This window comes from Chryseobacterium rhizoplanae, assembly GCF_900182655.1.
In the GTDB taxonomy this organism is placed as follows: domain Bacteria; phylum Bacteroidota; class Bacteroidia; order Flavobacteriales; family Weeksellaceae; genus Chryseobacterium; species Chryseobacterium rhizoplanae.
Genome location: NZ_FXTC01000002.1, coordinates 42,763 through 62,088, shown reverse-complemented (window position 1 = coordinate 62,088; position 19,326 = coordinate 42,763). Strand labels below are relative to the sequence as shown.

Here is a 19,326-nt window from a genome sequence, read left to right as displayed (position 1 = left end):
TATAATAAAATTGAAGAAACAAAATCAGGAAACTGGAAAGATGTATTGACTGATTATATGCAGGCTTCTTTTAAAGGATTAACAAGTGAAAACAAATCTTTTCAATTTAAAGCAAACATTTTTTCTTTGAGATCGAAAGTTGATAGTACTTTATTAATTGACTATAACTATGCAAGTAAAAGGGAAACATTTTATAGGAATTTTCAGATACAAATAGGATTGAATCTTGATAATGATTATAAATTTAAAGGATTTAATTATGGTTTTGATTGGGCAATCATTAATAAAAGAGATACAACCGTAGCCAGTTTAGCTAGAAAAGAGTATGAATCAGGTGAAAATTTTGAAAAGCTTAGTTCGGCTTTAATTTTTGCTTTACAAAAATATAGAAACGTAGCAACTCCTGAAAACTATCAGAAAATTGAGAAATTAGCAAAGGCTTCTATTGAAAAACAATATTACTTGCCTATAGATAACCTGCCGGAGGATTTTAAAAAGATATTGCTGGAAGAGCAAGATGGAATAGATGCCAAAAAATTTTTAGATACTTTTCAAGATGAACTAGGAAAGTTAAAAAGGCAGCCTTTATTAACTGTAGGATTTCATAGTAATTTTCAAAAGGATTCTAAGTTTTTAGATGAATTTGATGCCAATTTGGTTTATCTGCAAGGATTGAAATCTAAAAAGGGAAGCAAACTGGAAATAGATTTCCGGAATCAGTTTAAAGCAAAAGATAGTATCACAACATCGGTTATAAAAAGAAAGGAGTTTTCATCACAATTAGGATTGAATATTTCGATTTGGGAAACGAAAGAGAAATCTATCGTAGAACTTAAGCCTAATTTTGAATATAAAAGGATTGTTTCAGGAATAATGACTGATGAAAAAAATGACCAGTTCCTGGCCAATGCAGATTTAAGAATAAGAATTTTAAAAAACCTCTGGATTCCATTGATTTTAAAATATGACATTAAAAACAATAATCTTTTTGGTTTCTTAAATGTCAGTTTCAATTTTGATGCAATGAAAAAAGAATAGCATAATAATTAAAGAATGAAAACTCACCTTTCCAATGTTAAAAGGTGAGTTTTTTATTATTCTTTCCCTATTTTAAATCCTCAATCCAACACAAAGAAATTATGGAATTATCATAATATAAATTAACTAAAATTTAACTTGGATTTATTTCAAAAAAATCCCTCGAAATAGCCCTAAAAGTTAAATTTTGATTAAATTTGTCTAAACTAAAAAAAATAAAAAATGAGTGCAATTTCTTATATAGAAGCAAGACAGATTTTAGATTCCAGAGGTAATCCTACCATCGAAGTAGATGTATTTACAGAAAGCGGAGCAATGGGCCGTGCTGCTGTACCTTCAGGAGCATCTACAGGAGAACATGAAGCGGTAGAATTACGTGACGGTGGTTCAGAATATCAAGGGAAAGGAGTTCTGAAAGCTGTTGAAAATGTAAAAGAAGTAATTGCAGAGAATTTAGTTGGACAGCCGGTTTTCGAACAAAACTATATCGATCAGATTATGATTGATCTTGACGGAACGGCTAACAAAGGAAATCTTGGTGCTAATGCTATTCTTGGTGTTTCTTTGGCTGTAGCAAGAGCTGCGGCTGCAGAATTGGGAATGCCACTTTATAAATATGTAGGAGGAGTAAACGCAAACACACTTCCTGTTCCAATGATGAATGTAATCAATGGTGGATCTCACTCAGATGCTCCTATTGCATTCCAGGAATTTATGGTTATGCCGGTAAAAGCAGACTCTTTCTCTCATGCATTGAGAAAAGGAACTGAAATTTTCCACAATCTTAAATCTATTCTTCATTCAAGAGGTTTATCTACTGCAGTAGGTGACGAAGGTGGTTTTGCTCCTACTTTCAAAGGAACTGAAGATGCTTTGGATACCTTACTTCAGGCAATTGAAAAAGCAGGTTATAAGCCTGGTGACGACATTATGCTGGCATTAGACTGTGCGGCTTCAGAATTCTACAAAGACGGAATTTATGACTACAGAAAATTCCAGACTCCGGATGCGGCTCAGTTTTCAAGCAGTGAGCAGGTTTCTTATCTTGCTGAGTTGGCAGCTAAATATCCAATCATTTCTATCGAAGATGGTATGCAGGAAAATGACTGGGAAGGTTGGAAAATGTTAACTGATAAAATTGGTGACAGAGTACAATTGGTAGGAGATGATTTATTTGTGACTAACGTAGAGAGATTATCAAGAGGAGTAAAAGAAAATATTGCGAACTCAATCCTTGTAAAAGTAAACCAGATCGGTTCTCTTTCTGAAACAATGGCAGCCGTACAAATGGCGCAGAACAACAAATTCACTTCAGTAATGTCTCACAGATCAGGAGAAACTGAAGATTCTACCATCGCTGATTTAGCAGTAGCAATGAACTGTGGACAGATCAAAACAGGTTCAGCTTCAAGATCAGACAGAATGGCAAAATACAACCAACTATTGAGAATAGAAGAAGCTTTAGGTGAAACTGCAATTTTCCCAGGATTGGAAGCTTTTAAAATCAAAAGATAATTAATCGAATTTATAAATAACGGCAAGCGAAATTTTTAGTTTGCCGTATTTTATGGAAAGTGGTATATTTAAAAAAAATAAATAAATAATGTCAGACAACAAAGTAATATTGAATTACGACGGTAATTCATATGAATATCCAATTGTGGATAGTACTATCGGAGACAGAGGGATTGATATTTCAAAATTAAGAGACCAGACAGGTTTGATCACTCTGGATTTAGGTTATAAAAATACAGGAGCTACCATTAGCGACATCACTTACTTAGACGGAGATAAAGGAGAATTATTCTACAGAGGTTATCCAATTGAGCAGATTGCTGAAAAATCTAACTTCACAGAAGTAATGTATCTTTTATTACATGGAGAATTACCTACTCAGGATCAGTTTACTTCATTCGACAGCAATATTAAAAAATATAACTTTATCGCAGACGAAATGAAAAAAATCATTGATGTTTTTCCTCGTTCTGCCCACCCTATGGGAGTTTTATCTTCTTTAACTTCTGCTTTGACAGCTTTCAACCCGAAAGCAGTTAACGTAAACTCTAAAGAAGAAATGGATCACGCAGCTGAGCTGATGATCGCTAAGTTCTCTCACCTTTGTGCCTGGACTTACAGAAAAACTCAAGGTTTACCATTAAACCACGGAGATAACAACCTGAACTACGTAGAGAACTTCTACAAAATGGCATTCAGATTACCAAACGCTGATTTTGAAATCGATCCGGTAGTTGTAAATGCTTTAGATAAATTATTAATCCTTCACGCAGACCACGAACAAAACTGTTCTACTTCTACAGTAAGAATGGTAGGTTCTGCTCACACAGGTCTTTTCGCTTCCATCTCTGCTGGGGTATCTGCACTTTGGGGACCACTTCACGGTGGTGCTAACCAGGCGGTAATTGAAATGCTTGAATTGATCGAGAAAGATGGTGGTGACGTATCTAAATATGTTGCTAAAGCTAAAGATAAAGCTGATAACTTCCGTCTAATGGGATTCGGACACAGAGTGTACAAAAACTTCGACCCAAGAGCGAAAATCATCAAGAAAGCTGCTGACGATATCCTTACAGCATTAGGTATTCAGGATAAAGCTCTTGACATTGCAATGCAGTTAGAAAGAGTAGCCCTTGAAGACGAGTACTTCGTAGAAAGAAAACTATATCCAAACGTAGACTTCTATTCAGGAATCATCTACAGAGCATTAGGAATCCCTACAGAAATGTTTACAGTAATGTTTGCATTGGGAAGACTTCCGGGATGGATTTCTCAGTGGAAAGAAATGAGACTGAAAGGAGACCCTATCGGAAGACCAAGACAGGTTTACCAAGGTGCTCAGGAAAGAAACTACATCGACATTGCAAGCAGATAATATTTGCTTATACCATAAAAAAATCCCAAAGCTTACTTTGGGATTTTTTATTTAAAATGTTGCCTGAAAAAAATAAAATGATGCTCAATGGAGTTTTTCCAATATTCTGTATTATGATTTCCCGGTTGAGAAATAAATGTGATGGGAATTTTCAGGCTATCGGCAATATCTCTAATTTCAATAGTGGAAGGATAAAGTATATCTTCCGTGCCGCAATCTATTAGAAAAGGATTTCCTTTATTATAAGCTTTTAAAAGTGTTGAAATATTATATTGACTCCATTCTTCTGGTGAACCTAATGTTTTGCCCAGATCATTAGTAATTCTTGTTGTATTAAAGAACTGTAAACTTGCATTTTGGATAATATTAGGATCTAATGAAAACGCACCACTCGTACTTCCGGCAGTATTGAAATAATCCTGATGAAGCAAAAAATATCGGATAGCACCATATCCTCCCATGCTCAATCCACTGATGAAAACATTTTTTTTGTCGATGCTGTAATTTTTATGAACCTTGGGAATCAGCTCCTTAAAAAAGAAATCTTCAGCTCTTGACCCTTTATCATAAGGACTGTTTATATACCATGTTGTAAACCCATCCGGGCAGACAATAATCATTTTATATTGATCAGAAAATTTCTGAAGGTCTGTTGTTTGTGACCACTGACGATAATTTTCACTGTATCCATGCAGTAAATATACTAATGGATATTTCTCTTTCATATCATAGGTTTTGGGTTTGAAAATCAGTACCGTATCTGGTTTTGATATAAATCTGGATTTTAGAACCCATTTTTCCTGCGCTTTGAATAGTTGCAGGTTTATGAGAAGGCCAATAATCAACAGGATGTTTTTTGTATACATAATTTTGTAATTTTAATGTAAATTTCTGCAAGATGTCTGTGGATTGCAATAACGAACAAAATTATGAGTGATCATTATGAGAAAAGAAACTTCTACCAACGCAGCAAATGAACAGTTTCTGTTCGGTATCTGTGAACTGAATTCCGCGGTAAGCATTATCAGCGGGCGCTGGAAATCGCAGATTATTTATTCGATATCGGAAGGAAACAACAGGTTTCATCTTTTGAAGAAAGAATTGCCTAATATTTCTGAACAGGTTTTAGGGAGACAGCTAAAGGAATTGGAAACCCATAAGATTATCATCAAAAAAGACATTCCCGATACCATTCCTTCCGGAATTGAGTATATACTGACAAACAAAGGCGAAGACCTTGTCCCTATCCTGAAAAGCTTATGTGAATGGGGAAAAGAATATGAGAATGGGAAAGAAATAATGGTCTGCAATATTTCTTAGAAAAACATATATGTTGCTGAAATTGAATCCAATAATTTGTTAATTTTGCTTTTATAAAATGATTGGTATGCCCAGAACTGAATGATTGAATAACCAGGCATTATAATAAACTGCAATATCAAATGTTTCATTATTTAAGAATAAATTAATTATCATGACTTTCGGACAACAGATGTTATTTTTCTTCAGTGCAGTAGGAGCATTCAACGGACTTCTGCTGGGGATTTATCTGTTGTTTGTTAAAAAACTGAAGTATCTTCCGGATTTTTTTCTTGGTCTTCTTCTTCTCATGCTAAGTTTAAGAGTAGGAATTTCTGTTTGCATTTACTTTTATCCCGACTTGCCAAGAATTATCCCGCATTTGGGGCTGTCAGCCTTATTTTTCACCGGTCTGGCTCTATATTACTATGTGAAATCCTCCTTTCAGCAAGATCAGTTTGATTGGAAAAACTGTCAGAAATGGTTTGGAATACTAACCCTGATTTTAGGAGCGGTTGGTTTATTATATCTGCTTTTCCCTGTTACATGGGAACATTATTTTGGAACATTTATTTATACCGTTTGGTCTATATTTGTATTCCTTACAGTTTACCAGTACTATAACTTTTCAAAGCAAAATCATAAGTGCCCGAACAAATTTGTTCTTCCGGTACTGATCAGTAATGTGATTATCTTTTTGACTTATCAGTTGATTTCAACGGGTTGGGTACAGATATACTGTGCAGGAGGAAGTCTGGTGTTTTCATTTGTGTTGTATGCCAACTTTTTAATCTTATTCAATAAAAAATATCAACAGCTTCCGGTAAAAGAAACAGGAAAGTATTCCAATAAAAAAATTTCCGAAGAACAGGCAGACAGTTTTGTATCCAGATTAGAAAAATTGATGGATAAAGAAGAGCTCTATAAAAATCCAAACCTTAAATTGAGCGACCTGTCTTCAAGAATGAATATGTCAACTCACCAGCTCTCCCAATTGTTGAATGATAATTTGGGGAAAAGTTTTGCTACCTGCATTAATGAATACAGGATCAATGAAGCCTGTGAAATGATAGAAAACGGATCTTATTTAAAGATTGAGGAGATTGGTTATGAAGTAGGATTTAATTCCAAGTCAACTTTCTTTTCAGCTTTCAAGAAAATTAAAAATACAACCCCTCTTTTGTATAAACAGTCTCAAACCCTTACTGAGCCTAGGTTTCAGAGTTCAAATTTATAATTCAGTACTGCGGAATTTCAATTTTAAAACCGCTTTTTTACGACAAGCCTATACTTTTGATTTCATAAAATTTAAAATTTATGATCATCAAATTGTGGCTTTTGTTATTCCTGCTATTTCTCTCCATTTTTGGAAAAGCACAGGAAATTGTAAATAGTAAAGTTTCGGATTCTCTGACTCAGGTAAGATCTTCCACCACAACTATTTCTGAAGTCATTCTTCAATCAGCTCCGCGAAAGATGAAATTGAATGATGGAAACCTGGTTGTATCTGTTGCCGGAAACAGAGATTTTAAAACCGCTACCCATCTTCTTGATGTTTTAAGAAAAACACCCGGTGTTACAGTAGACCAGGAAGACGGAATTTTTATTGGTGGAAGAATTGCTCCGGCTGTTCTTATTGATGGAAAACCTGTTGTGATGAGCAATCAGGAATTACAGGCCTATTTGCGGTCTTTATCTCCGGATATGGTGGAATCTGTAGAAGTGAATACCAATCCGTCTTCAAAATACGATGCCGAATTTAAAGGGATCATTGATATTAAATTAAAAAAGAATATCAGTCTCGGCTGGAAAGCAAACTGTAATGGTAACGTGTATATTAATAAATTCAACTACAGGGAAAATGCATTCAATACATCTTATCATACGGGAAAAGTGACATACAGTCTTCAGGCAGGTTATAATGAAGGGATTTCTACCTATCGTTATCATGCGTTGCAGCGGCTGGCAAATACCAATAGTATGCGTACCCATACCTACCAGGAAGATTTTGGGAAGGTATACAATATTCAGGCGGGAGCTGATTTCAGAATGAATGATAAAAACAGGCTTGGGATCAATCTGAGAGGTAATTTCAGGAATAATGACCGTACACGGGACGGCTCTCTTTTTAGTACCGATAAAAGTGAAACCCAGACAGTATTGAATACCGCCAGTGAAAATCCCACCCGCTATTCACAGGATAATTATGGAATGACCACCGATTATTCTTTTCAAAACAAAGGATTTAAAATCAGTTTTTTAGGAAACTATCTTTCAGTTAAAAATAAACAGAATGATGATTTTATCAATAGAGATAAGGCTACAGTAGATCTTCTGTCTTACTGGAAATCTGACTTGATTAATAAAATTAATATCTATACTGCACAGATAGATGCTGCACAGAAAATTAATCATGCAGATCTTGAAGTAGGAGTCAAATACAGCAGTTCAGACACTCAAAACAACATCCGGTACGATACACTGTCTGCCGGAAATCAGTTTGTTTTTGATCCTGCGAGAAGTAATGTGTTTTCATATAAAGAAAAAATCTGGGCAGGTTATCTGGCATACAGGCAGAAAATAGGAAACTTACAGATCAATGCAGGATTAAGATTTGAAAATACCAACAGTATTTCCAATGCAGTTACCGTGGATTCCGTTGTTGCAAAAAATTATTTGAAATGGCTGCCTTCATTAAGTGCAAATTATACTTTTAATAAATCCAGTGAGTTTTCCCTTTCTTACAGCAGGAAAATAACGAGACCGGTTTTCTCTCAGCTTAATCCGTTCCGGTTTTATTTCAGTCCGTTAAATTACTGGATAGGAAATCCTTATCTGCTTCCTTCCTTTACAAGCCAGATAAAAGCAACCTACCGATACAAAAACTGGATCGCCAGCTTTACAGTTGGAAAAGAAAAAGATGTGATGACACGTTATCCACTGTACAATCCGGAAACGAATGTATTGGAGTATCTGGGAACGAATCTTCCGTACAGGAACTTTGCTGTTTTGGAAACCAGCTTTCCAGTCAGAATTACAAAATGGTGGAATATTACCAGCCAGATTACAGGATATTATAATGATGAATTCAGGCCTTATCTGGATGAGGTTTTTGCATTGAAAATTTACAATTATGAAGTAAGGCTAAATCAGGTGTTTTCCCTTCCAAAAGGATTTACCGTAAACGTATTTGCCAACTATGAATCAAAAACGGGGAACAGCCTTTACATTATCAAACCAAGGTATACCGTAGATGTATCAGTGCAAAAGTCGTGGTTTGATAATCAACTGAACATTAAAATAGGTTTTAATAATCTTTTGGATTCCTACGAACAACGACTGGAATTCCGGCACAAGCAGATTATGGATAATCGTTTTACCCATTGGTGGGATAGCAGCCGATTGGTATTTTCTCTCAGTTATAATCTAGGAAGTTCAAAATATCAGGTTAAAGAAATCCAGAAGACAGAAGAAGAAAACAGAACGAGATAAGATAAGAAAGCCTGCTTGAAAAAGCAGGCTTTCGTTTTTTTATTATGGGCATTGACATCTGTCGCATGTCCAGATATAACAATTTCCTGCATCATCCCACTCGCAGCATCTTCTGCCTGTTGAGATTGGTGCACCTCCCATTACGGATTTCTGTTGTTCTCTTCCTAATTTTTGTGCATTTTTCAGCACCGGATTGTTCTTGTTCATAACTTTGATTTTTGGTGTTAATAGTTAAGTTTTAAGAAATATAATTTCGCGAAAATTATATCACTAATATAGGAAATTAAATAATATGATTATCTGTTTTTTTGTTCTTATGTAGATGGAAAATAGTAAGTTGTAGATGTTTTTGGAACTATTCACTACAGTTGGCTTTACAGACAAGGAAATTTTGTTGAAGGGTGCTGATTTCGGAGGTCAAATTTAATGCATAAAATAATCCAAAAGTTTTACAGGTAGAGACCTTTACTTATATTTGTAGTATTGCATAAATCTTTATGAGACTAAACATTAAAAACGAAACGGGTAGGCTGAAGTCAGTAGTTCTAGGCCAGCCTAATTCACTGGGAGCAGTTCCCACACTAGAGGAAAGTTATGACGCAAAGTCATATTACTCAATCGAACACAATATTTATCCTAAAGAAGAGGATATTATTAATGAAATGAACGCTTTTGAAGCAGTTTTAAAAAAGTATGACGTTGAAGTACTGCGTCCAAGTATCATCAAAGATTACAACCAGGTTTTCTCTAGAGATGTGGCCTTTGTGATTGACGATAAGATGATCATTTCCAATGTGATTGCGGACAGAGCAGACGAGCAGGAAGCATACAAAAGCGTTTTTGAGAAAGTAGCATGGAGAAAGATCATCAACCTTCCGGAAACAGCTCATATTGAAGGAGGAGATGTGATCGTATGGAATGATTTCCTTTTCATTGGAACCTGCTTCAGCGAAGATTACAGAAACTATAAGACGGCAAGAACAAACGAATATGCCATTGAAATCTTAAAAGAATATTTTCCAAAGAAAAGAATTATTGACCTGGAACTGAAGAAAAATGATAAAGTTCCGTTTGAAGGTATCCTGCATTTGGATTGTACATTTAATCCGGTAGGAGAAGACAAATGTATCATTTATAAAAACGGATTCGTAGATGAAAGTGATTACCGCTTGATCATCGATATTTTCGGAGAAGAAAACTGTTTCCATATCAATGATGAAGAAATGTTTGAAATGTTCCCTAATATCTTCTCAATTGCTCCTGATGTAGTAGTTTCAGACAAAGCATTCACAAGAATGAATGACCATTTGAGAAATGTATGGGGAATGACCGTTGAAGAAATCCCTTACAGAGAAATCTCTAAAATGGGTGGTTTGTTGAGATGCTCTACAATGCCGCTTGTGAGAGAATAATTGGGTAGGAGTGTTTTAGGGTTTGAGAGTGGGAGAGTTGTAGTCTTTCAATCTTTTAATTTTTTAAATCAAAAACAATGCAAACAACAGATACAGTATTAATGATAGAACCGATTGCATTCGGTTACAACGCTGAGACAGCAAAAAACAATTACTTTCAGGTAGAACAGACGGGTTCTGATATCCAGTCAAAAGCTTTGGCTGAGTTCAACACCTTTGTTGGAAAGCTGAGAGGAAAAGGAATCAATGTGATCACTATAAAAGATACTTTAGATCCTCATACTCCGGATTCTATTTTCCCGAATAACTGGGTAAGTTTCCATAAAGACGGAAAGGTGGTTTTATATCCCATGTTCGCTTCCAACAGAAGAGTAGAAAGAAGAGACGATATTATTGAAAGCATCAAAGATCAGGGCTTTGAAGTTGCTGAAATTGATGACTGGTCTTTTCCTGAAACTCAGGGGCATTTCCTGGAAGGAACAGGAAGTATGATTTTCGATCACGATAACAAAATTGCTTACGGCTCTGTTTCTTTGAGACTGGATGAAAAACTGTTCAGAGAATTCTGTGCAAAATTCGGATTTACTCCGGTTGTGTTCCATTCATTCCAGACGGTAGGAACAGAAAGACTTCCTATCTATCACACCAACGTTATGATGTGTGTGGCAGATAAATTTGTCGTAATCTGTCTTGATTGTATTGATGATGAGCTGGAAAGAGAAAAAGTAGTAGAAACTATAAAAGGTTCCGGAAAAGAAATCATCGAAATTTCAGAAGAGCAGATGCAACAGTTTGCAGGCAATATGCTTCAGGTTCAGAATAAAGACGGAGAGAAATTCCTGGTGATGAGCCAGACCGCTTACCAGTCTTTAACTACAGAACAAGTAGCTGCTATTGAAAAATACTGCGAAATTATCTATTCAGACCTTAATACCATTGAAGTAAATGGAGGAGGAAGTGCAAGATGTATGCTTGCTGAGGTTTTTCTTCCAAAAAAATAATATATTTACGAAAAAATTAATTGAACCCATTATCAAGTAAAGGTTTACATATTCTTCTGACTTTGGAAACGGAGTCAGAAGATTTGTTATTAGACAGCAAAGGCTTTCTGGCATTTATAGAAGAAATTCTGAAAACCAAAGAGGTAGAAATTGTAGGAGTAACCAATCATATTTTTGAGAATGACAGCTTTACTTCCGCAGTGATCCTTAAAGAGTCTCACCTTTGTATCCACACGTGGCCGGAATTTAAACAGCTTACTTTTGATGTTTTCCTTTGCAATTATACACAGGACAATACCACAAAAGTAGAACAGATTGCAGATGAAGTGGTTCAGTATTTTAAAGCTAATACCATTCAGAAACACAAAATTTACAGATAAAAATGCACTATGTCTGCCCAGCATGCGAATCAGAAAATACATTAGATCTCACCTTTCCTGTTGAAGAATATGTTTGTCAAACCTGCTCTTATCTCATTGATGTAGCCGGAAATAAAAAGACTAAACATTTGAAAATACCGACAGAAAACGTTGTCTTGGACGTCGGACAGAAAGGGGAAATTGACGGCATAGAATATACAGTCGTTGCAATTATTGTCAAAAGATACGGAAACAGTATTTTCTGGCGGGAATATTCTTTAAAAGACAGCAAAGGAGGTGATGCTTTCCTGAGTGAAAGTGACGGGCACTGGGTTTTTCTGGTGACCATACATCCCGATGATTTTAAAGGTAAAAGTTCAAAAGTAAAAACTTATCAAGGAAGAAATTACCGCTGGTATGAAAACACTCCATGCAGCATCTATGCGGCTGCCGGATTTTTTGATGAGCATCTGGATTTCAATCTTGCTACTTACCAGGAATACGTCAACGGAACCCGTATGATCTCACAGGAGACGGTGGGTAAAAAAAATCAATACTTCTATGGAGTTCACATTTCAAAATATGAGGTTAAAAGAGCTTTTAAAATAGCTCATATGCCCTATTATACAGGAATTGGGATTGTTCAGCCTTATTATTTTGATATCAGACAGGCAATAAACATTTTTTGTATAGCAGCGTTATTGATATGCCTGCTTCAGCTGTATGTTTATACGTCAAGAACCAACGAAACCGTTTTTGCGGAGACCATCAATTTTACGGATGTAAAAGATAAGGAGCTGGTCAGTAAAAGTTTTATCCTTTCAGGAGGCTCAGCACCATTAAAGGTTAATGCATTTTCAGGAGTTGATAATTCCTGGGCAAATATCCAGTTGAGTCTTGTAAATGAAAAGACCAATGAAATTATCTATACCTCCAAAGACATCGAACAATATCATGGTTACGAAGATGGAGAAAGCTGGTCAGAAGGAAGTCAGTCCGAAGATTTTAATCTCTGTGGAGTAGGCTCCGGAAAATATCACTTCATTATTTCAGCCGAAAAAGAAGGAGGCTTACCTTCATTTTCAGGTCTTACATCGCCTGATTCAAAGGTTATGATATCACGGGATAAATCAGGAATCATTGAGATTACTGATATATTCAAGGTGCAGACCAAAACTTTTACAGACGGACAGACACTGGAAAAAGATACCTCGGAAGTAATCAGGCTTGCCAAAGCATCGTTTGGAACTCAAAAGCTGGACTCGCTGATTAATACTGAAGCACTTAGACTCACTACAGATCCAATTTCAAGTAATACCTATGTACAGCTTAAAGCAACCTGGCTTCCCGTCTCATTCTGGAACTTCGTAATTATTTTATTCATCATGATTGTTCTGTTTGTTGCGATGTGGATAGGAAAACATTATTTTAATGTAAATAAATGGAAGAATAGTTCAAACTCACCTTATCCTGCAAATGATAACTAATATAACCAATTACATAAGACAAAACTGGATCCTCTGCCTGATCGGAGGATTCTGCCTGACCTGGTTTGTATATCTTACCTATCAGGGAAATCAGGTCTGCGACTGTGCCAAGACGGAAACATACCGCGACGGAACCACAAGAAGCCATTCCAGAGTAGGGTTCTACAGATACTATCACAAATAAAAATATAAAACTATGGACAACATCAATTTATTACCCATATTAAACTCGATTCTTTATTCATTTTTAGGAATCGCCATTTTGCTTGCATGTTATTTCATTATTGAAAAAATTACTCCTGAAAAAACATGGCATGAGATCGCCCAGAACAAAAATATAGCAATTGCTATTGTCTTTGCGGCATTTATTATCGGAATTTCAATGATTATAAGCGCTGCAATTCATGGATAAGAAGAGGATTCCTCTTGAGCTGCTTTTATTGTTTTCAGTATTCGTCATTGCTACATGTGGATTGATTTATGAACTGGTAGCCGGAGCCCTGGCGAGCTATCTTTTAGGAGACTCTGTAAAGCAGTTTTCCTTTATTATCGGGGTGTATTTATTTTCAATGGGAGTAGGTTCCTATTTTGCGAAATTCATCAAAGGAAACCTGATCGATAAGTTTATTGAGATTGAGATCCTGGTAGGAATCGTAGGCGGAATCAGCTCTGTTGTGCTTTTTACTTTGTTTAATACACTCGCACATTTTGAAAGCGTTCTCTACCTTTTTGTCTTTTTCACAGGGTGTCTCGTTGGAGTGGAAATTCCACTTTTAATGAATATTCTGAAAGATAGGGTACAGTTTAAAGATTTGGTTTCCAATGTCTTTGCCTTCGATTATATCGGGGCTTTGCTGGCATCCATTCTATTTCCGCTGGTTTTGATTCCGAAGCTGGGAATTGTAAAGACACCTTTGTTTTTCGGACTTATTAATATTTCGATTGCTATATTTTTATGCTATTACCTTAAAAGAGAACTGTCAAAGCCATTTTCATTAAAAGTAAAATCAATTTCAGCATTTATTGTATTGGTAGGACTTTTTATTTTCTCTGATACTATTTTGTCTTATTCTGAGGAAAAATTATATGGTGAAAATGTAGTCTATACTAAAAGTTCTCCTTACCAAAGGATTGTTTTGACACGAAATACTCATGAATTTCGCTTGTATTTGAATAATAACTTACAGTTTTCTTCCACTGACGAATACCGTTATCATGAAGCTTTAGTACATCCCGCAATGTCCATGGCGAAAAAGATTGATAACGTTCTGATTCTGGGAGGTGGTGACGGTTTTGCTGCAAGAGAAGTATTAAAATATAAAGACGTTAAAAAAATTACACTGGTAGATCTTGATGGAGAAATGACACAGTTTTTTAAGACCAATGAAACCATGCGCAGGCTGAATCAGGGCTCTTTCTCCAATCCTAAAGTGGAGGTCATTAATAAAGACGCTTACATTTGGGTAAAAGAGAACAAAAAAAAGTTTGATGTCATCATCATAGACTTTCCGGATCCATCCAATTACAGCTTAGGAAAACTATACTCCCTGCAGTTTTATAAAGAATTGGAGAGACTGACTACCCTTGATACAAAGATTGTAGTTCAGACCACCTCTCCGTATTTCGCGCCTAAATCTTTCTGGTGTATAGAAAAAACGATCAATCAGATTTTTCCTTTCACAGCAGCGTATCACACTTATGTTCCGTCTTTCGGAGAATGGGGATTTTCTATGGCTTCGTTTGAACCTGTCAACAACAGAATCTACAGAAAACTTCCGGGTTTAAAATTTTATGATTACAACTTTTTACAGATGTCTTATTTCAATAAAGATATGAAGGTGAAAGAAGTAGAAGTTAACCGTCTGGATAACCAGATACTAGTTCGTTATTTCGATGAAGAGTGGGGAAAAGTACAGTAGAAAGGATTTTCTCAAAACTATATTTTTAGGTGGCCTTATGCTTCCTTTGCTACAGTATTGTGAAAAGAAGATAAAATCATTATTGCTGAAGATCACGGGTACAAACCATGTTTTAGGGCATCGGCTATGGGCAAAAGATTTTCCACAGTTTTCAGAAGTTATCCACACCCGATATCTTGTTGTGGGTGGTGGAATTTCCGGACTTTCAGCATGCAGGTTCTTCAGTCAGCATCATGAGCAGGATTATCTTCTCCTTGAAATGGAAAACCATTTGGGAGGAAATTCTTCCAACGGACAGAATACATTCTCAAAATTCCCCTTAGGGGCTCATTATTTACCGTTGCCGAACAAAGAAAATATAGAAATTATTGAGTTCCTGAAAGAATGCGGAATCTGTTTAGGAATCGAGGATAACGGAGAGCCTATTCTTGATGAATACCAAATGACTTTCCCACAGCAGGAAAGACTGTTCTATAAAAACTCCTGGCAGAACGATATTGTTCCACAAAGAGGAATTTCATCCGAAACCCAGCAAGAGCTCAACCGTTTTTTTAAATTGATGGATGAATTTCGTGTAAAGAAAGATGCAGAGGGAAAATACTGGTTTGCCATTCCTGTACATGATTCCAGCAAAGACGATGAGGTTTTGAAGCTTGAAAAGGTCATTTTTAAAGACTGGCTCAAAGAAAATAATTACCACTCCGAAGAACTCCTTTGGCTGCTGGATTATTCCTGCAGAGACGATTTCGGATTAGGAATAGATTACGTTTCTGCTTGGGCAGGAATTCATTATTTCGCAGGTAGAAAGAACAATTGGAGCACGAAATATAAAGATCAGGTCTTCACATGGCCCGAAGGAAATGCAAGATTGACAAAACATTTTTCAAAATATACAGAAGGAAAGTATAAGTCCGGAAATCTGGTTTTTGATGTGAAAATTAATGATAAAGTTGAGGTCCTTAGTTTTGATAATACCCAGAAAAAAACAAAGAAGATCATTGCAGATAAAGTACTGTTTGCATCACCACAGTTTGTAAACGAAAGGATTTTCAATCACCAAAAAGCGGCTTCATTCAACTATGTCCCCTGGCTTTTAACAACCATTACCCTGAAGAATGAATTCGGAGGGGATGAAGAGTTGGCCTGGGATAATGTGATCTATGGATCTTCCGGATTGGGCTATATTTTTGATCAGCATCAGAATTTGAACCAGATTATGGGTGAAAAAGTGATTACCCATTATAAGAGCTTTTCAACCGGAGACTGTAGGAAAGCAAGGAAAAAGCTGTATGCCATGAAAGATGCTGAACTGAAAACTTTAGTTTTGGATGATCTGAAGGAAGCACACCCTTTGATAGAGGATTTTATTCTGGAAATGCAGTTTCATAAAATAGGGCATGCCATGATTGCTCCGGTTCCTGATCAGATTTTTGGAGAAAAAACCCAAATGGCAAAAGAACCTATTGAAGATAAAATTTTCTTTGCCCATTCCGATCTGTCAGGAATATCTATTTTTGAAGAAGCTTTTTATCAGGGAATCCGGACTGCAGAACGAATGATTTAAAATAATATATGAAACAGCCGTGGATACATAATGCAAAAACAGACTGGTGGTTTATTTTATCACCGCCTTTTGTGGTATTGCTGATTATCTTTCTCTTTCAGAAACAGATTCAGGGACTGGAAAATCATTATTCCTTTTACACATGGCTTTTCCTGATTGTTTTCGTGGATGTAGCCCACGTTTATTCTACACTGTTCAAAACCTATTTTGTAAAAGGAGAAGTACAGAAGAATAAGCTGCTTTATCTAGGTATTCCTGCCGTAAGCTGGATATTGGGAATTGTCCTGTTTCAATTTGGAAGTCTGACATTCTGGTCGGTACTGGCTTTGGTTGCAGTTTTTCATTTTATACGACAGCAATATGGGTTTATGAGAATCTATGCCCGTTTTGAACCGAATAACTGGAGCAAGAAAATAGATGAGGTGGCTGTTTATTCCGCAACAATCTATCCTATGTTATACTGGTTCAGTACACCACGTGCCTTTACCTGGTTTGTCAGTAATGAGTTTGACTGGCTTAAAAATCTTCCGGATTATACTCGTTTACTCACAGTCATATATTTTAGCATTCTGATTATCTGGATTATTAAAACTGCTTTTGAAGCTTTTAAAACCAAAAGAATTAATATTCCCAAAACAGCGCTGATTACAGGAACTTTCCTTTCCTGGTATTTCGGAATTGTCTACTTCAACAATGATCTTCTTTTTACTTTTCTGAATGTGGTTTCCCATGGGATTCCTTATATCGCATTGATTTATATCCGGGAAATACATCAAAAGGAAAATAATAAGTTGAATGGAATGCAGGTTTTTAAATCTTTTTCCGGGATATTTTTATTTGTGGGTATTATTTTAGGATTTGCCTTTGTAGAAGAATTCTTATGGGAAACGCTGGTTTGGAATGAACATTTTTCCCTGAATGTAATGCTATCAGAAAAATGGTTTCAGTTTCTGGTTCCATTATTAGTCATGCCTCAGCTCACTCATTATCTGCTGGATGGCTTTATTTGGAGAAAACCAAAAAAAGTTAGCTAACTTTGCGGTAATCTTTAAAATCTAAAAATGAGACAATACTTTCTGTTATTAGCTGTTTTTCTCGGAATCATTGCAGGGGCACAGCAGAAGACTTTCTGTAATCCCATCAATATTGATTATGGTTATACGCCTTTTGAAGTTTTTTCAAAACAGGGAAAACACCGTGCTACAGCAGATCCGGTGATTGTTAATTTTAAGAATAAACTGTTTCTTTTTTCTACCAATCAGGAAGGATACTGGTACAGTGATGATATGCTGGACTGGAAGTTTGTAAAAAGGAAATTTCTCAGAGATAATAAATATATCCATGACCTTAATGCTCCGGCAGTTTGGGCCATGAAAGATACTTTATATGTCTATGGCTCTACCTGGGAGCAGGACTTTCCGATCTGGAAAAGTACAAATCCTACTAAAGACGATTGGAAAATTGCGGTAGATACTTTAAAAGTAGGAGCATGGGATCCGGCATTTCACTATGATGAAGATAAAAATAAACTGTATCTGTACTGGGGTTCAAGTAATGAATGGCCATTGCTGGGAACAGAAGTGAAAGTGAAAAATCTTCAGTCTGAAGGTTTCGTAAAACCAATTATTAAACTAAAACCAGAAGACCACGGATGGGAACGTTTCGGGGAATATAATGATAATGTTTTCCTTCAGCCATTTGTAGAAGGAGCGTGGATGACCAAGCACAACGGAAAATATTATATGCAGTATGGTGCTCCGGCAACAGAATTCAGTGGATATTCTGATGGAGTATACGTAAGTAAAAGTCCTTTGGAAGGGTTCGAATACCAACAGCATAATCCGTTTTCCTATAAACCGGGAGGCTTTGCCAGAGGAGCAGGCCATGGAGCTACTTTTGAAGACAATTATAAAAACTGGTGGCACATTTCAACCATCTTTATTTCCACTAAAAATAATTTTGAAAGAAGACTGGGAATCTGGCCGGCAGGTTTTGATAAGGATGATGTAATGTACTGTAATACGGCTTATGGTGATTATCCTACATACCTTCCCCAGTATGCACAGGGAAAAGATTTTACAAAAGGCCTTTTTGCCGGATGGATGCTGCTGAATTATAGCAAACCGGTTCAGGTTTCATCTACTTTAGGTGGCTATCAGCCCAACTATGCCGTAGATGAAGATATCAAAACCTACTGGAGTGCCAAAACAGGAAATTCCGGGGAATGGTTTCAGACAGATCTTGGTGAAGTTTCTACCATCAATGCTATTCAGATCAATTATGCTGATCAGGATGCAGAGTTTATGGGGAAAACTTTAGGGAAAATGCACCAATACAAAATCTACGGTTCTAATGACGGTAAAAAATGGAATGTAATTGTGGATAAAAGCAAAAACACAAAAGATGTTCCTCATGATTATGTAGAACTGGAGCAGCCTGCAAAAGCCCGTTTCCTTAAAATGGAAAACCTCAAAATGCCTACAGGAAAATTTGCATTGAGCGGTTTCAGGGTATTCGGAAAAGGTGCCGGGAAACAGCCTGCAAAAGTGGAAGGTTTTGTACCTTTAAGAGCTGATCCAAAGAAATATGGTGAAAGAAGAAGTATCTGGATGAAATGGCAGCAGAATCCTGATGCAGACGGCTATGTAATCTATTTTGGAAAATCTCCTGATAAATTGTACGGAAGCATTATGGTATACGGTAAGAATGAATATTTCTTTACAGGAGCAGACAGAACAGATGCTTACTATTTCCAGATTGAAGCTTTCAATGCCAATGGAGTTTCGGAAAGAACAGCCGTTGCAAAATCTGAATAAATACAATTAAATTATAAAAGAATGACACGTTTTTGAAATATGAGGACGT

Annotated in this window: 18 protein-coding genes; 16 read left to right on the top strand and 2 right to left on the bottom strand. The window is 36.2% G+C overall.

What is annotated here, in order from left to right; translation table 11 throughout:
• Nucleotides 1-57 precede the first annotated feature (57 nt).
• The 3 genes from FN817_RS05520 (at nucleotide 58) to FN817_RS05510 (ending at nucleotide 3,928) form a co-directional block, all read left to right on the top strand.
• Entirely contained in the window at nucleotides 58-1,038 is a 981-nt protein-coding gene (locus FN817_RS05520; RefSeq protein ID WP_142717103.1) for a hypothetical protein, read from the top strand.
• 222 nt (nucleotides 1,039-1,260) lie between these two features.
• Complete coding sequence (eno, locus tag FN817_RS05515) at nucleotides 1,261-2,553, top strand: phosphopyruvate hydratase (RefSeq protein WP_105702132.1); 1,293 nt, start codon at nucleotides 1,261-1,263, stop codon at nucleotides 2,551-2,553.
• Nucleotides 2,554-2,641: 88 nt separating this feature from the next.
• Nucleotides 2,642-3,928, top strand: a complete 1,287-nt coding sequence (locus FN817_RS05510; protein ID WP_047422422.1) for a citrate synthase — start codon at nucleotides 2,642-2,644, stop codon at nucleotides 3,926-3,928.
• A gap of 47 nt (nucleotides 3,929-3,975) precedes the next feature.
• Here the strand turns inward: FN817_RS05510 and FN817_RS05505 are convergent, their stop codons facing one another.
• Entirely contained in the window at nucleotides 3,976-4,794 is an 819-nt protein-coding gene (locus tag FN817_RS05505) for an alpha/beta hydrolase (protein WP_142717102.1), read from the bottom strand.
• Nucleotides 4,795-4,870: 76 nt separating this feature from the next.
• Between FN817_RS05505 and FN817_RS05500 the strand changes: the two genes are divergently transcribed.
• The 3 genes from FN817_RS05500 to FN817_RS05490 all read left to right on the top strand — a co-directional run bounded on the left by FN817_RS05500 (nucleotide 4,871) and on the right by FN817_RS05490 (nucleotide 8,719).
• On the top strand, nucleotides 4,871-5,248 hold the full coding sequence (locus tag FN817_RS05500; protein WP_142717101.1) for a winged helix-turn-helix transcriptional regulator: 378 nt from the start codon (nucleotides 4,871-4,873) through the stop codon (nucleotides 5,246-5,248).
• 154 nt (nucleotides 5,249-5,402) lie between these two features.
• Nucleotides 5,403-6,464 (top strand): helix-turn-helix domain-containing protein, encoded by a 1,062-nt coding sequence (locus tag FN817_RS05495; protein ID WP_142717100.1) that lies wholly within the window; start codon nucleotides 5,403-5,405, stop codon nucleotides 6,462-6,464.
• Nucleotides 6,465-6,544: 80 nt separating this feature from the next.
• On the top strand, nucleotides 6,545-8,719 hold the full coding sequence (locus FN817_RS05490) for a TonB-dependent receptor domain-containing protein (protein ID WP_142717099.1): 2,175 nt from the start codon (nucleotides 6,545-6,547) through the stop codon (nucleotides 8,717-8,719).
• Between the two features lie 42 nt (nucleotides 8,720-8,761).
• On the opposite strand, the gene FN817_RS23065 is transcribed toward FN817_RS05490, so the two are convergent.
• Complete coding sequence (locus FN817_RS23065) at nucleotides 8,762-8,926, bottom strand: hypothetical protein (protein WP_156121012.1); 165 nt, start codon at nucleotides 8,924-8,926, stop codon at nucleotides 8,762-8,764.
• A 290-nt stretch (nucleotides 8,927-9,216) separates the two neighbouring features.
• Here FN817_RS23065 and FN817_RS05485 point away from each other — a divergent pair, with 290 nt between their 5' ends.
• The 10 genes from FN817_RS05485 (at nucleotide 9,217) to FN817_RS05440 (ending at nucleotide 19,277) form a co-directional block, all read left to right on the top strand.
• On the top strand, nucleotides 9,217-10,131 hold the full coding sequence (locus FN817_RS05485; RefSeq protein WP_047422426.1) for a dimethylarginine dimethylaminohydrolase family protein: 915 nt from the start codon (nucleotides 9,217-9,219) through the stop codon (nucleotides 10,129-10,131).
• Nucleotides 10,132-10,208: 77 nt separating this feature from the next.
• On the top strand, nucleotides 10,209-11,132 hold the full coding sequence (gene ctlX, locus FN817_RS05480; RefSeq protein ID WP_047422428.1) for a citrulline utilization hydrolase CtlX: 924 nt from the start codon (nucleotides 10,209-10,211) through the stop codon (nucleotides 11,130-11,132).
• 20 nt (nucleotides 11,133-11,152) lie between these two features.
• Complete coding sequence (locus FN817_RS05475) at nucleotides 11,153-11,512, top strand: S-adenosylmethionine decarboxylase family protein (protein WP_142717098.1); 360 nt, start codon at nucleotides 11,153-11,155, stop codon at nucleotides 11,510-11,512.
• Between the two features lie 2 nt (nucleotides 11,513-11,514).
• Nucleotides 11,515-12,978 carry a DUF4178 domain-containing protein gene (locus FN817_RS05470; RefSeq protein WP_142717097.1) on the top strand — a complete coding sequence of 488 codons (1,464 nt, stop codon included), beginning with the start codon at nucleotides 11,515-11,517 and terminating at the stop codon, nucleotides 12,976-12,978.
• Entirely contained in the window at nucleotides 12,968-13,162 is a 195-nt protein-coding gene (locus FN817_RS05465; protein WP_047422431.1) for a hypothetical protein, read from the top strand. The genes FN817_RS05470 and FN817_RS05465 overlap by 11 nt, the downstream gene beginning before the upstream one ends.
• 12 nt (nucleotides 13,163-13,174) lie before the next feature.
• Entirely contained in the window at nucleotides 13,175-13,390 is a 216-nt protein-coding gene (locus tag FN817_RS05460) for a DUF350 domain-containing protein (RefSeq protein WP_142717096.1), read from the top strand.
• Entirely contained in the window at nucleotides 13,383-14,897 is a 1,515-nt protein-coding gene (locus tag FN817_RS05455; RefSeq protein WP_142717095.1) for a polyamine aminopropyltransferase, read from the top strand. The genes FN817_RS05460 and FN817_RS05455 overlap by 8 nt, the downstream gene beginning before the upstream one ends.
• An 82-nt stretch (nucleotides 14,898-14,979) precedes the next feature.
• Nucleotides 14,980-16,461 (top strand): NAD(P)/FAD-dependent oxidoreductase, encoded by a 1,482-nt coding sequence (locus FN817_RS05450; protein WP_228451488.1) that lies wholly within the window; start codon nucleotides 14,980-14,982, stop codon nucleotides 16,459-16,461.
• 8 nt (nucleotides 16,462-16,469) lie between these two features.
• Nucleotides 16,470-17,495, top strand: a complete 1,026-nt coding sequence (locus FN817_RS05445; RefSeq protein WP_142717093.1) for a hypothetical protein — start codon at nucleotides 16,470-16,472, stop codon at nucleotides 17,493-17,495.
• 27 nt (nucleotides 17,496-17,522) lie between these two features.
• Complete coding sequence (locus tag FN817_RS05440) at nucleotides 17,523-19,277, top strand: discoidin domain-containing protein (protein WP_142717092.1); 1,755 nt, start codon at nucleotides 17,523-17,525, stop codon at nucleotides 19,275-19,277.
• The last annotated feature ends 49 nt before the right edge of the window (nucleotides 19,278-19,326 follow it).

Excerpts from the sequence above, each read along its gene's own strand:
- FN817_RS05520 (WP_142717103.1), top strand. The coding sequence starts at position 58 with ATGCAGGCTTCTTTTAAAGGATTAACAAGTGAAAACAAATCTTTTCAA.
- eno (WP_105702132.1), top strand. The coding sequence starts at position 1,261 with ATGAGTGCAATTTCTTATATAGAAGCAAGACAGATTTTAGATTCCAGA.
- FN817_RS05510 (WP_047422422.1), top strand. The coding sequence starts at position 2,642 with ATGTCAGACAACAAAGTAATATTGAATTACGACGGTAATTCATATGAA.
- FN817_RS05505 (WP_142717102.1), bottom strand. The coding sequence starts at position 4,794 with ATGTATACAAAAAACATCCTGTTGATTATTGGCCTTCTCATAAACCTG.
- FN817_RS05500 (WP_142717101.1), top strand. The coding sequence starts at position 4,871 with ATGAGAAAAGAAACTTCTACCAACGCAGCAAATGAACAGTTTCTGTTC.
- FN817_RS05495 (WP_142717100.1), top strand. The coding sequence starts at position 5,403 with ATGACTTTCGGACAACAGATGTTATTTTTCTTCAGTGCAGTAGGAGCA.
- FN817_RS05490 (WP_142717099.1), top strand. The coding sequence starts at position 6,545 with ATGATCATCAAATTGTGGCTTTTGTTATTCCTGCTATTTCTCTCCATT.
- FN817_RS23065 (WP_156121012.1), bottom strand. The coding sequence starts at position 8,926 with ATGAACAAGAACAATCCGGTGCTGAAAAATGCACAAAAATTAGGAAGA.
- FN817_RS05485 (WP_047422426.1), top strand. The coding sequence starts at position 9,217 with ATGAGACTAAACATTAAAAACGAAACGGGTAGGCTGAAGTCAGTAGTT.
- ctlX (WP_047422428.1), top strand. The coding sequence starts at position 10,209 with ATGCAAACAACAGATACAGTATTAATGATAGAACCGATTGCATTCGGT.
- FN817_RS05470 (WP_142717097.1), top strand. The coding sequence starts at position 11,515 with ATGCACTATGTCTGCCCAGCATGCGAATCAGAAAATACATTAGATCTC.
- FN817_RS05465 (WP_047422431.1), top strand. The coding sequence starts at position 12,968 with ATGATAACTAATATAACCAATTACATAAGACAAAACTGGATCCTCTGC.
- FN817_RS05460 (WP_142717096.1), top strand. The coding sequence starts at position 13,175 with ATGGACAACATCAATTTATTACCCATATTAAACTCGATTCTTTATTCA.
- FN817_RS05455 (WP_142717095.1), top strand. The coding sequence starts at position 13,383 with ATGGATAAGAAGAGGATTCCTCTTGAGCTGCTTTTATTGTTTTCAGTA.
- FN817_RS05445 (WP_142717093.1), top strand. The coding sequence starts at position 16,470 with ATGAAACAGCCGTGGATACATAATGCAAAAACAGACTGGTGGTTTATT.
- FN817_RS05440 (WP_142717092.1), top strand. The coding sequence starts at position 17,523 with ATGAGACAATACTTTCTGTTATTAGCTGTTTTTCTCGGAATCATTGCA.